13 protein-coding genes are annotated in these 12,949 nt (G+C 34.6%); 8 read left to right on the top strand and 5 right to left on the bottom strand.

The genetic code is table 11. The annotated features are described in order from the left end of the window. Positions 1 to 7: 7 nt before the first annotated feature. The 5 genes from PHV37_06125 to PHV37_06105 form a co-directional block, all read right to left on the bottom strand. Positions 8 to 754: a ParA family protein gene (locus PHV37_06125; protein ID MDD3237660.1), complete on the bottom strand. Its 747-nt coding sequence runs from the start codon at positions 752 to 754 to the stop codon at positions 8 to 10. Continuing rightward, positions 754 to 1,833 (bottom strand): hypothetical protein, encoded by a 1,080-nt coding sequence (locus PHV37_06120; GenBank protein ID MDD3237659.1) that lies wholly within the window; start codon positions 1,831 to 1,833, stop codon positions 754 to 756. Before PHV37_06120 ends, PHV37_06125 begins: the two co-directional genes overlap by 1 nt. Positions 1,834 to 1,928: 95 nt before the next feature. Beyond that, on the bottom strand, positions 1,929 to 2,627 hold the full coding sequence (locus PHV37_06115) for a DNA alkylation repair protein (protein ID MDD3237658.1): 699 nt from the start codon (positions 2,625 to 2,627) through the stop codon (positions 1,929 to 1,931). Continuing rightward, positions 2,627 to 3,316, bottom strand: a complete 690-nt coding sequence (locus PHV37_06110; protein MDD3237657.1) for a 7-carboxy-7-deazaguanine synthase QueE — start codon at positions 3,314 to 3,316, stop codon at positions 2,627 to 2,629. Before PHV37_06110 ends, PHV37_06115 begins: the two co-directional genes overlap by 1 nt. Further along, positions 3,306 to 4,397, bottom strand: coding sequence for a DnaJ C-terminal domain-containing protein (locus PHV37_06105; protein ID MDD3237656.1), 1,092 nt, complete (start codon positions 4,395 to 4,397; stop codon positions 3,306 to 3,308). The genes PHV37_06110 and PHV37_06105 overlap by 11 nt, the downstream gene beginning before the upstream one ends. A 163-nt stretch (positions 4,398 to 4,560) precedes the next feature. Here PHV37_06105 and PHV37_06100 point away from each other — a divergent pair, with 163 nt between their 5' ends. The 8 genes from PHV37_06100 to infB are packed head-to-tail and all read left to right on the top strand — an operon-like array spanning position 4,561 to position 12,938. Beyond that, the gene (locus PHV37_06100; GenBank protein ID MDD3237655.1) at positions 4,561 to 5,796 is read left to right on the top strand and encodes a serine hydroxymethyltransferase; all 1,236 of its coding nucleotides are present in this window, start codon (positions 4,561 to 4,563) and stop codon (positions 5,794 to 5,796) included. Between the two features lie 10 nt (positions 5,797 to 5,806). Next, positions 5,807 to 6,844 carry an MraY family glycosyltransferase gene (locus PHV37_06095; GenBank protein ID MDD3237654.1) on the top strand — a complete coding sequence of 346 codons (1,038 nt, stop codon included), beginning with the start codon at positions 5,807 to 5,809 and terminating at the stop codon, positions 6,842 to 6,844. Between the two features lie 13 nt (positions 6,845 to 6,857). Next, positions 6,858 to 7,454 (top strand): peptide deformylase, encoded by a 597-nt coding sequence (def, locus tag PHV37_06090; GenBank protein ID MDD3237653.1) that lies wholly within the window; start codon positions 6,858 to 6,860, stop codon positions 7,452 to 7,454. Beyond that, a complete protein-coding gene (gene fmt / locus PHV37_06085) occupies positions 7,447 to 8,424 on the top strand; it encodes a methionyl-tRNA formyltransferase (protein ID MDD3237652.1) in 978 nt (325 codons plus the stop codon). Before def ends, fmt begins: the two co-directional genes overlap by 8 nt. Next, a complete protein-coding gene (gene aroH, locus PHV37_06080; protein MDD3237651.1) occupies positions 8,414 to 8,776 on the top strand; it encodes a chorismate mutase in 363 nt (120 codons plus the stop codon). Before fmt ends, aroH begins: the two co-directional genes overlap by 11 nt. A gap of 27 nt (positions 8,777 to 8,803) precedes the next feature. Beyond that, positions 8,804 to 9,994 carry an ATP-grasp domain-containing protein gene (locus PHV37_06075; protein MDD3237650.1) on the top strand — a complete coding sequence of 397 codons (1,191 nt, stop codon included), beginning with the start codon at positions 8,804 to 8,806 and terminating at the stop codon, positions 9,992 to 9,994. After that, positions 9,987 to 10,247, top strand: coding sequence for a YlxR family protein (locus PHV37_06070; protein ID MDD3237649.1), 261 nt, complete (start codon positions 9,987 to 9,989; stop codon positions 10,245 to 10,247). Before PHV37_06075 ends, PHV37_06070 begins: the two co-directional genes overlap by 8 nt. 51 nt (positions 10,248 to 10,298) lie before the next feature. Then, positions 10,299 to 12,938: a translation initiation factor IF-2 gene (infB, locus tag PHV37_06065; protein ID MDD3237648.1), complete on the top strand. Its 2,640-nt coding sequence runs from the start codon at positions 10,299 to 10,301 to the stop codon at positions 12,936 to 12,938. Positions 12,939 to 12,949: the final 11 nt, after the last annotated feature.

Raw genomic sequence — 12,949 nt, 5'->3', positions numbered from 1 at the left:
TCTCCTTTTAAGCTCTGGGCAAATTTAGTCTGTAAAAGAATTCTTTTACTTCATTTGTAACCGTTTCAGAATCTTTTTCCATAGGATTTTCTTTTAGGGCTCTATCGTCATGGATAACCCCGAGAGTTTCCAGATTGTATTTTTGTAGAAGTTCAAACAATGGTTCTTTTTCAGTGCCTTTAACTTTGTTTAAAACGACTCCCATTTGGGCTCCTGCTGCATATTTTGCGGAAAATTCTTCAATTCTTTTAGCCAGATGCACGGCTTCTTCAGTCGGTTTTGCAATGATTAAAGTTACATCAAGTTCAACATCTACAAGTTGATGCAGGTATTTCAAGTCAAATTCACAATCAAAAATAACAATATCATAGCGGTTGATAAGTTTCACAAGTGCGTCATTTATTTGCTTAGTAATCGGGCAGCGGCAATCTTTAGAGCCAATCAGCCAAGAAACAATAATATCGGTGTTGTCATCAAGAGGCTCTAATATATCTTCTAACGCCCATTCGACATATTCTTGTTTTGTCATATTGCTTGGAATACCGGTTTTATATTCATGTTTTCCGCTTCTTATTCCGTATATTGTGTTTCTAATATCTTTGCCAAAGCTGTGACCTAATTCGCCTGTTAAATCGTTATCAAAAAGCAAGACGGATTTTTCAGGGTAATATTCTCTCATTATTTTGTATAAAGCTTTTGTGATAGTTGTTTTTCCGCTTCCGCTTTTACCTGTTACAGCAATGGTTATAGTCATTAAATTACCTCGTCATATCGTTTGATAAGTGTGTCTGAAATTCCTTTTGTCATTAGCATTGCTTTTTCTGCAAGTTCTGCATTAAGGCAACCTGCTCCGCAAGAAGGAGTGATAAGGCTTTGTTTGACGATTAATTCTTTTTCAATACCTTTAGATGAAAGTGCATCAAAGCCTTCTTCCAGTTTTTCTATAAGTGAGTCTTTAGTCGCTTGAGTTAAAGCTTCTACGTCAAGCGTTGGGACAATTCCCCAGGCTATTATTCCTCCGTCAACTAAAAAAGTTTTTATTTCATCAGAATATACAGTCAGGTTTTTTGTAAATGAGTATGCATCAAAATTTAATATTTTAATGCCTGATTTTAAAAGCATACCCCAATCAGCTTTACCGCAACAATGAATAGCCGTTAGAGCTCCTTTTGCTTTTAATATATCTGATATTTGTTTTATGCTGTCGATAATTTCTGTTTCTTTAACCGTTATGAAAGCAGAAGTCCCAACTTGACTCATAGTCGGTTCATCCATAAAAATTATTGGAGTTGTATTAGGGCTTACTTTTTTTATTTGTTCAATTTGCCATAATGACTTTAATGTCAGAGCTTTAACAATTATATCCCTATAGGTTTCATCGTAGAAAAGACATTTCTTGTCGTTATCTGAAATGCTTGTTCCCCAAGTAAAAGGGCCTGTTATGTGGCATTTTACATATTGGGGTTTTTTTTCTTTTATTAAATCAATGTAAGGTTTAAAAGTGGAGGAATATGGGGCTTTAAGTCCATATTTATCAAGCTTTTCTGTGTTATTTTCTGTTGTTATTTCATCATAGTCTAAATAAAATTCTTCTAAATCTGTGTAAAAAGCTTCAGATTCCCCATCAAATCCGAAAATTTGATTTTCTGTATCAATATACATTCCGGGGATATTTTCGGAGTATTGAATTATCATATCTTCCATCGGGTTTACGTTGGAAAGTTGAGCCCAAAAAGGTATCTCAAAAGTGTCCCATACAAGTTTTGTAGCTTCAGGTTGGTTGTCATAGGGCAAACTTCCTATTGCGGTTGCTTGTAAACTTAATTTTGACATTAAATCTCCTTAGAAAATCTCTCTTTTTGATTTTAAAACAAACATTTTATTCAGGCATTTTGTCAAAATAACTTTACATTTTGTCAGCTTGATGACTATTTTTTCATATACAAATTTTTTTGCTCTTTTGTTAATCTTTCAATGGAATATCGGAGCATAGTCCGGGGCATAATTTTACTGTTTTTGTTCAAAAAATCTGTTAAAACTTTTTCATCTCTTTTTCCTATTTCTCTAAGCATCCAGCCTGTAGCTTTGTGGATTAGATGATGTTTATGCTCAATGAAAAAGTTGCAAAGCTCAAGCGTAAGCGAAAAGTCATTTTGTTTTATGTTATAAAAAGCAGAGAGGATTGAAATTCTTTCATTCCATAGTGTTTTAGACTTGGCGAGCTTCCAAATTAAAGTTGTTCTGTTTAAAATATACTCGTGGTGTCCTATTATGTGATAGGCAGTTAAATCAATTAAATCCCAGTTGTTGATGTGTTTTGTGTTTTTTCTATACAGTTCATAAATATTTTCTCTTTTTTCAGAAATTTTATTGTATTGATAGACCATTATAAAAAGTGCTAAAAGTCTGACCTCATGGAAATCGTTTTGTAGTAAAATTTGAAGTGTATCTATTTCGAGATTTTTATATTTTTTAGCTAAAGTTCTTATTTGAGGCGTTTTTAGCCCGAAAAATTTATCGCCTTCACCGTAGCCACCCTTTTGAGTTTGAAAAAACTTTTGGTGATGTTCTGCAAAATCTTTATTTCCGAAACTTTTAACTTCTTCAATGATTTTTTTAGAGTTCATTATTCAATGTCCAAAAACTTGTGAGTTTGAGGTATTAGACGTACTTTCTTGTAGTGATTATTGAATTTATCATAAACTTCAATAATTTTATCAGAAGATACAACAAGGGTCTTTCCCGCCATCATAGGTTGGAGTATCAGTTCTATATCGGCGTTCTTTGCTAATTCTGCGGAGAGCTTTATTTCTTTATCGGTTATGTTGTTATCAAAAACTATTTTTACAAAAATTTCTTTTTTGTTATCTTTGCATATTTTTATAAAATCTTTATGTTTGTCAAAAAGATTGCCGTTTCCACCCGCTGAATTAAGTTTGATATCCATGCTTACATAGTCGATAAATTTAATTACGGATTTCAATTCTTCTGTTAGTGTGCCGTTAGTTTCCAGATATATTTTTTTATTTGTAAGTGGTAAAAATTCTTTTAAAAATTGATTTTCAATCAAAGGTTCTCCACCCGTTAAACTTATGCTGTGTATAGAATCAATCTCATCTTTTTTAATTTTTTTTGCTAATTCAAGAGGCGAGTATTTATTTGTTTCAAAATCAGCTAAAAATTCAGTGTCACAATAGTTGCAGTGCAGGTTGCATCTTGAAAATCTTATAAATAGTTGCTTGTATCCCAGATAAGGTCCTTCTCCTTGAATTGAAGTAAAAATCTCTTTAATTTTGGTTTTAGAGTCATTTTCCATTTTTAATATTCTTTCTCACATCTTCTTTTGATATTGCTTTTAGTTTTTCGTATAGCTGTATTTCTTCTAATGACAGTGCCTGAGGCATTTCAATTCTTATAGTTACGACCTGATCGCCTTTTGTTGAGGTTTTAGGGTCTAAAATCCCTTCTTGTGTTAGTCTGAACTTTTGCCCGGAAGATGTCAAGGGCGGGATTTTCATTGTGACTTTTCCGTCTAAGGTCGGAACTTCTATGTTTGTTCCCAGAGCTGCCTCATAGGGGCTTATTGGAATTTCACAAATAACGTTTCGTCCTTCATATTTGAAAAATTTATCATTTTCAATATCTACAATAAGAAATAAATCACCGTTTTTTCCGCCATAAAGACCCTTGTTTCCTTCGTTTGCAACTCTTATTTTTGCGTTTTGAGGAACATTTGCGGGTATTTTTACATTTAATTTTTTATGTAAAGAGATTTCCCCTTTACCTTTGCAATAATGACAAGTAGCACCATTGATAAACTTGTTGCCACAACAATTCGGACAAACCTCCGTGTGCAGGATATTTACTTTTCTGTTTGTTCCGTTTAAAGATTCAAGGTAGGATATTTCGATTTTCATAGTAATATCCGTCCCTTTTATAGGTTTTTGTTTACGGTTTGTCTTTTTACCTGTTCCTTTTTCGGTCGTAAATAGTCCTTCTAAAATGTCGTTAAAGACTTTAGTAAAAGGTTCTTTGTCATTTTTATGGTCAGTTGAATTTTCATCAAATTTGCTTTTTGTTTCGTATTTTACATTTGGAGGAGGTGAATATGTTCTTTTTTCACCATTGTTGTTATAGGCTTTTTTTGCTTGAGATTGGTTTTGACGATTATTGATGTAACCTTTGTATTGGTCATAGTATTTTTTTTCTTGAGGATTAATCAATATTTCATAAGCTTCTTTTATTTCTTTGAAACGTTCAATACCTGATGCATCTTTGTTGACATCAGGGTGGTATATCCGTGCAAGTTTACGGAAGGCTGTTTTTATTTCGGCTTCCGTTGCTGTTTTTGAAATCTCAAGGATTTTATACAAATCTTTTTGGTAATAACTTTTCAACCTTGTATGGCTCCTCTATTCCATTTTACGGAATATTTTCTAAATATCAACTAATCAATAGGTCTATCAGTCAAATAATTTAATTATCTTTATCTTAATAATTTTACTTTTTCTCTTGTGTTATATAAAATGTCACTGTGCATATTTTATGAGGAGGACAGGCATGGAACTTGATATTATAAAAAATACTGACCCGCAGATTGCTCAATATATTGAAGATGAGCTACAAAGACAAAGAAATACAATCGAATTGATAGCAAGTGAAAATTTTACATCAAAGGCTGTTATGGCCGCTTGTGGAACTGTCTTGACTAATAAATATGCAGAAGGGAAACCGCACAAAAGATTTTATAACGGTTGTGACAATATCGACAAAATTGAGGAAATTGCTCAGCAAAGAGCTCAAAAATTATTCAATATGGACCACGCAAATGTCCAACCTCACAGCGGTGCACAAGCTAATATGGCTGTATTTATGTACGCTGTAAAACCTGGTGATACTGTTATGGGCATGGATTTATCAAACGGGGGGCATTTATCTCATGGCTCACCTGTTAATTTTTCCGGTTTATATTTTAATATTGTTTCCTATGGTGTTAATGACAAGGGTGAAATCGATTATGATGAAGTTGAAAAACTTGCAATGCAACACAAGCCAAAATTAATAATTTGTGGTGCAAGTAATTACTCAAAAGTCATTGATTTTAAAAAATTCAGAGAAATTGCAGATAAAGCAGGAGCTTTGTTGATGGCCGATATAGCCCATATAGCAGGACTTGTAGCAGGTGGTGAACACCCCTCTCCGGCTGGTTATGCTCAATTTGTAACTACAACAACTCACAAAACATTGAGAGGCCCCAGAGGCGGTATCATTATGTGCGATGCAGAATACGCTCAAGGTATAGACAAGGCTGTTTTCCCGGGGATTCAAGGCGGACCTTTGGAGCACATTATCGCAGGCAAAGCCATTGCTCTCAAAGAAGCTTCTGAACCTCAATTTAAAGAATATGCTAAACAAGTTAAGAAAAATGCAAAAGCACTTGCTGATTCTCTGATTGATGAAGGCATGGATATTGTCGGTGGTGGAACTGAAAACCACGTTATGACGTTAGATTTGAGAAAATTCAACAAAACCGGTAAAGACATTGCCAATGCCCTTGAAGTTGTTGGGATTACCGCAAATAAAAACACCGTCCCAAATGATCCTCAAAGTCCCTTCGTTACAAGTGGAGTAAGACTAGGCTCTGCTGCTGTTACAACCAGAGGCTTCAAGGAAGATGATATGATTGAAGTCGGCAAAATTATTGCATCCACTGTTAGTGCGTGCGATAATGAGGCTGCACTTGCAAATTTGAGAGCTCGTTCTCAAAAATTATGTGACAAATACCCGTTGTATTAAGGATTAAGATATGACAATTCTACAGCTATCAGAGGCACAAATAATAGGAGCTATCATCTCGTTCATTCTAGGTGTTTTTATTGTTCCTGTTGTGATTTATATATCAGAAAAAAAGGGACTGGTTGACCAGCCGAATGCAAGGAAAATCCATTCTATCCCGATTCCTCGACTTGGAGGCGTTGCTATTTGGTTGAGTACAATGTTTACTTTTTTGTTCTTGATTGTTTTGAGTTATTATCCTTATGGCTCTTTGCTTTCAGGTATTTTATTAGGAAGCTCTCTGATGTTTCTTTTGGGCTTAATTGATGATATTTATATGCTCGATGCTAAATTTAAATTGTTTATTCAAATAAGTATTGCGACTATTGTTTTTTGTTTAGGTATAAGGATAGAAACCATCTATAACCCCTTTGGAGCGTCTATTGTTCTGAATCCTATAGTATCTTATATTTTGACTTTGGGATGGATTGTCGGGATAAGTAATGCTATCAACTTCATAGATGGTGTCGACGGGCTTGCCGGGTCTGTAATTACGATTAGTTCTGTAACTTTAGGACTTTTAGCAGCTGCAATGGTTCCGTCAAATACAGTTACTGCCTTGATTGCATTTATATTAGCCGGTTCTATGCTTGCATTCTTGAGTTACAATTTCCACCCCGCAAAGATATTTATGGGTGATTCAGGCGCTCTTTTCGGAGGCTTTTTACTTGCTACTTTATCTATTACCGGTATTACAAAAACCGCATCTCCTGCTATGTATATGCCTTTAATTGTTTTGTCTGTTCCGATTATTGATATTACTTTTTCTTCATTACGAAGAATTGCGAAAGGAACATCACCTTTTGTTGCTGATGCCGAGCATATTCATCATAAGCTTTTAAAAGCAGGCTTTTCACAAAATAAAACAGTTTTGATATTGGCTACATTTGCATTGTTCTCAGGTGCTTTGGCTACAATGATTGTCAGCACTTCACTTGTGAAATATTTCTTGTACGCAGTTGGTATTTCTTTCGTGATGTTATTGCTAAATTTTTTGGCAAAAAAATAGAGAGGTTCAGAAATTGACAATAAGAAAAATAGTAAAATATGGAGAACCTTCTCTAAGAGAAAAATCCAAAGAAGTTCATAAAATGTCAAAAAAAGTCCAAACATTGATAGATGATATGTTTGACACAATGTATGCTAAAAATGGAGTTGGGTTAGCGGCTTCACAGCTTGGCGAGAATTTACGTATATTTGTAATCGACACATCTACTGGCAGACAAAAACTCAGACCAATGGTTTTTGTGAATCCAAAAATTATTAAAAAATCAGGTGCTTTGGATAGTTTAGAAGGTTGTTTGAGCTTTCCTGAGGCATACACTAACGTCCGTCGATATAGCTACATTATGATAAAAGCTCTTGATAAAAAAGGACGTCCTTTTGTATTAGAGGTTGAGGCTGAAAAAGATTTACTTTTAACAAAAGCAATTCAACATGAATTCGACCATTTAGATGGCGTTTTGTTTATCGACAGAGCCAGAAATCGCTTTGCTGCGGATAAAGAACTTATTGACCATGGTTTACCTCCAATAGATGTTGATTTTTTGATTGAAGATGAAGAACTTGAAAAAGCCGTTGTTGCTACAGGTAAGGTTGAAAAATTCGAAGATGATTAAGATTGTATTTATGGGCACGCCTCAAATTGCTGTAAATAGCATCATGAAGCTTTTGAATTTTGCTGATATAAGAATTTTAGGAGTTGTAACGCAACCGGATAGACCATCAGGAAGAGGGAAAAAAATTGTTGCTCCTCCTATAAAAATTTGTGCTGAACAAAATGGTATTCCTGTCTTTCAGACTGCTTCGATAAGAAAAGATGAGGCGTTAATTGAAAAGTTAAAAACTCTCGATGTCGATTATTTTGTGACGTTTGCTTTTGGGCAACTTCTATCTCAAGAAGTTTTAAATATTCCTAAAATAGCGACAATAAATATGCATGCTTCAATGTTGCCAAAATACAGAGGGGCAAATCCTATCCAAAGATGTATTTATAATGGCGATAAGGAAACCGGAATAACCACTATGGTTACTGAGTTGGGGCTCGATAGCGGTGATATTTGTATGTCTGAAAAAATTGAAATAACAGATAATATGACAAATTTGGAGCTTTCAGATATTATCAGCGAAAAAGCACCTTTCCTTATATATCAAACTTTAAATGGGATTTCGAGTGGCGAGTTAGTGCCTGAGAAACAAGATGAAAAATTAGTTTCATTGGCTAAAAAATTCGTAAAAGAAGATGGCTTGATTAACTGGAAAAATTCAGCCTTATCAATTCACAATCAAATTCGTTCAATGGTTGATTGGCCATGCTCTTATACGCATTTTGAGGGTAAATGTTTGAAAATTTTATCTTCTGAAGTCGTTGATTTCGAAAATGAATTAAATTCAATCTCCGGAGAGGTTGTTGCTATCTCCAAATCAGGCATAACAATCAAAACGGGCGAAGGTAGTCTTTTGGTTAAAAAAGTTAAGCCTGAAAGTAAGGGTGAGATGGATGCAAGAGCTTGGGCAAATGGTGTAAAATTATCTGTAGGCAAAAGTTTTGAAATCGAAAAAAACGGAGAGATTAAAAATGATGACTAGGGGGATAAGGGGAGCTATTACAGTTGATGAAAATACTCCAGAAGATATATCAAAGGCTACTATAACGCTCTTAACTGAATTATTGATTAAAAATCAGGTTAAAAATGAGGATATTTCACATGTCGTTTTTACTCTGACTAAAGATTTAGATGCTGCATTTCCTGCTAAATTTGCTCGAGAATCCTTAAATTGGGATTTTATACCAATGGTTTGTTTTAACGAATTGAAAGTTGAAGGTTCTTTGAAAAAATGTTTGAGAGTTTTGGTGGTTGCAAATACTGATAAAAATCAGAAAGACATTTTTCATGTTTATTTGAAGGGTGCTAAAGTTCTTCGTCCGGATTTGTCTTAATCCCATTATTTGTTGTATAATGGATACATGAAAAGAATTCTTATTGTAGGCTCTGATGCGAATTGTTATTCGCTTGCTAAAAACTTTAATAAAAAAAATAAAGACGATATTATATTTGTTGCACCAGGAAATCCGAATATAAAAGATTTTGCGACAAATGTTGAAATATCATCGACAGATGGAGATGGTTTAGTTGAATTTGCTAAGGCAAATGAGGTACATTTAACCGTTGTTGTTGATCCAGACTCCATTGCCGCAGGTGTTGCAGATGCTTTTTCTCAAAATGAGTTGAATGTTTTTGCTCCTAATTCTGATTCAGCACGAGTTGCATTAAATAAATCCTCTGCAAAAAAAATATTGTATAAAATGAGGGTTCAAACTCCAAAGTTTGGGATTTTTGATAGAGAAAATGCTGCCGTTGATTATGTAAGACGAGCAAATTATCCTATGATTATAAAAAATGATATACATGTTGATGGTGGGAGTGCTACTGTTTGCCATACATTTTCGCAAGCAAAATTATGTATTGAAAAGTTTTTTGAAGAATTTAATAAAAAATTAGTTATTGAAGACTTTGTTGAGGCAAAAACGGCTACTTTGTATTTTGTAACAGATGGCTATAGTGCTTTGCCTATAGGCAGTTGCTGCTCAAAAGAATATTTTAAAGACGGTTATAAAACCCCTTTTTATAATCTCAAATCGATATCTGCTCCTGATTATTTTATCTCTAAAGAGATTGAGTCTAAAATCAAGTCAAGAGTTTTACACCCCATGCTTGATGAAATCGCAAAAATTGCAAAACCATACGTTGGTATTATTGGGGTTGATGTTTTGCTCCAAAAAAATATATTCCAAGTTCTTAAATTTGTACCGTTTTTCAAAAAAGGTGATTTTCAGGCGATTTTGCCTCAAATTAATGAAAATTTATACGAGGTCTTTTTGGCAGCTGTGGTCGGCTCTTTATCAGATGATTATAATTATATAAATTTTAATGATAATGTAGCGTTTTCAATGATTTTGATTGATAAAAATATTCAAGAGGACGATGAAGTTGATATTGCTTATTCCAATTCAAACAGGGCGGTTGTTACTTCTGAAGCCACTACTGTAACGTGTGCGAAAAACAGACTAAAAGAATATATAGAGTCAGTTTATAGTCCTGATGAAATTTCTATAGATGCTTTCATTGTCAATGAAAGGGACCTGCTCCGTGTCTAGAAAAGATAAATTTTTAAGAAAATGCATTTCTTGCGGGGATTTTCACCCGAAAAATGAATTGATAAAAATAACAAAAAACACAAATGGTGAAATTGTGCTGAATCCTGGTAATGATTTCGTGGGGCGTTCTGTTTATATATGCAAAAATCTTGCTTGCATCGAAAATTCATTTAAAAAAAATCGAATTCAAAAAAATATAAGGGCTAATGTTACATTAGAACTTAACGAAATTATAAGAACTGTACTTGTATAAATTATTATGTTACAACTATTATATGAGGAAACATAGAGAAGAAAGATACGAATGACTGACAAAAGAGTATATGAAGTAGCTAAAGAACTGGGCATTTCCAATAAACAAGTTATAGAATGCCTTGAACAAAAACTGGGAATAAAAGGAAAATCTCACTCCAGTACACTTTCTGCTACTCAAATAACTAATCTTAAAGAGATGTTGCACCCATCTAAATCTGCAGCTGACAAAAAACCAAAAGCTTTTATTGTTAAAAAAGCTAAACCGGCTGCAAAACCTGAAGTGCAAAAAGTTGAAATCGAAGAAAAAAAAGAAGAAAAAACTCAGAATATTGAGCCTGATAAAAAAACTATAATCAGTCATGATGGTCCTCAAGTTAAACCTGATACTTCCTCTGTTACTTATACTAAAACACAAAAAACTCCAGATATTCGTTCTCTGCTTGAATACAATAATCGTAACAGTTTAAAAAGACGTGAAGCTGAGCAACAAGCTCAAAAAGAACGTAAACTCGAAAAAGAAAAAATGGAAGCTGCAGCTAAAGCAAGAGCTGAAAGACAAAATAGACCATCTCAAGGCGGACGTCCTTATCCGAATAATAATCGTAGATTTGATAAATCTCGTAACCCGAATAATAACGTGCCTCAAGCAGGTCAAGCTCCGAGAGGTCCAAAACCAACCGGTGACAACGCTCAGAAGAAAACCGAGCCTTATAAACCGGTAAAAAGACATATTATTCCTCAAGATATTTATGATTCAAAACCGGGTGCTAAACGCAAAATCGTTAAGGGCAAAGAAAAACAATATAAATCTAAAGAAGAACAACAAGAACTTATAAGTCTTGAAAAAGCTACCCAAAAACATAAGAAAAAACATAAACATGAAGAGGAAGCTAAAGAGGCTTTAACCAAAGTCGTTATTAATCAAGTTTTAACCGTCGGTGAATTGGCTGATAAAATTGATAAATCACCTGCCGAAATCGTTAAGTTTTTAATGATGGAAGGCGTTTTGGCTACTGTAAACCAAGTTATTGACGCTAAAACTCAAAAAAAAGTTTGCGAAAATTTTGAACTTGAAGTCCTTGAAGAAGATTTGGACGCTTATATAGAAAAAGAACTTCAAAAAGAAGAAAAAGAAAAAGCTTTGAAAGAAATTGATGAAAAGCTATTAAAGTCAAGAGCTCCTGTAATTAGTATCATGGGACACGTTGACCACGGTAAAACTACATTGTTGGATTCAATCAGAGCTTCCAAGCATAAAATTGTTTCAACAGAAGTCGGTGGTATCACTCAATCAATTGGTGCTTATACGGTTTTTTTAAACAACAAAAAAATTGTATTTATTGACACTCCTGGTCACGAAGCGTTTACAGAAATGAGAGCTCGTGGTGCAAAATCAACTGATATAGCAATTTTGGTCGTTGCTGCTGATGATGGAATTATGCCTCAAACTATTGAAGCTATAAACCACGCAAGAGCCGCTGAAATCCCAATTATTGTTGCTGTAAACAAAATTGATAAGCCGGGTGCTAACCCTGACAAAATCCTTCAACAACTGACTGAACACGGTTTGGTTCCTGAAGAATGGGGTGGCGATACTGTTTGCGTTAAAGTCAGTGCACTTCAAGGTACAGGTATTGATGAGCTCCTAGAATATATTTTACTTGTCGCTGAAATGCAAGGCTTAAAAGCTATTCCTTCAGCTAAGGCTTCAGGTGTTGTTATTGAGGCAAATTTAGACAAGGGAAAAGGTCCGGTTGCTACATTATTAGTTCAAAACGGTACATTGAAAACAGGTGACTGTTTAGTCGTAGGTACTGTCTTTGGTAAAGTTAGAGCCTTGTTGTCAGATTCAGGCGAGAGAGTAAAAAAAGCGGCTCCTTCTACTCCTGTTGAGGTCTTAGGGTTAACCGAAGTTCCTCAGGCAGGTGACAATTTCCAAGCTGTTGAAAATGAAAAGGAAATGCGTGCTATAGCAAATGAACGCAAGGAGAAAGAACGTAATACAAGATTAGAAGCTATGATGCCTGCTCATGTTAGAAATGAGGTCGTTGGCGAAGAAGATTCAGAAATCAAAAAATTGAATTTAATCATTAAGGCAAATACAAACGGTGCTGCAGAGGCGGTTTCTCAGGCTGTTTCTCAACTTGAATCAAAAGAAATTGTTACTAAGCTTATACATGTAGGTGTCGGTGATATTTCTGAAGCTGATGTAATGCTTGCTAGTGCAAGTGAGGCTTTAATTTTAGGCTTCGGCGTTAAGGAAGATTTGAATGCACAATTAGCTGCCGAAAAAGAAAAAGTCGTTATCAAAAAATACGAGATAATATATCAAATTTTGGAAGATCTTGAACAAACAATGTTGAGTCTTCTTCAACCTGAAATCAAAGAGGTTGAACTTGGAAGAGCCGAAGTCAGACAAATCTTTACTGTCGGTAAAACATCTAAGATTGCCGGCTGCTATGTTCTTGAAGGCAAGATTATCAGAAATAAGACGGCTGTTCTTCTCCGAGATGGTGTTGAAGTTTTTAGAGGTCAAATTGACCAGTTAAAACGTTTTAAAGATGATGCTAAAGAAGTAGCACAGGGCTTTGAGTGCGGTGTTTCTTTTGCGAAATTTAACGATATTCGTGAAGGTGACATTATTGAGGTTTCAACAACAGAAGAAGTTGAACGCCAAGTGCTTGTATAACTTTAAAAAGG

Source organism: Candidatus Gastranaerophilales bacterium (assembly GCA_028693235.1).
Classification (GTDB): domain Bacteria; phylum Cyanobacteriota; class Vampirovibrionia; order Gastranaerophilales; family Gastranaerophilaceae; genus JAQUVW01.
This window is presented reverse-complemented; position numbering and strand designations above follow the sequence as displayed.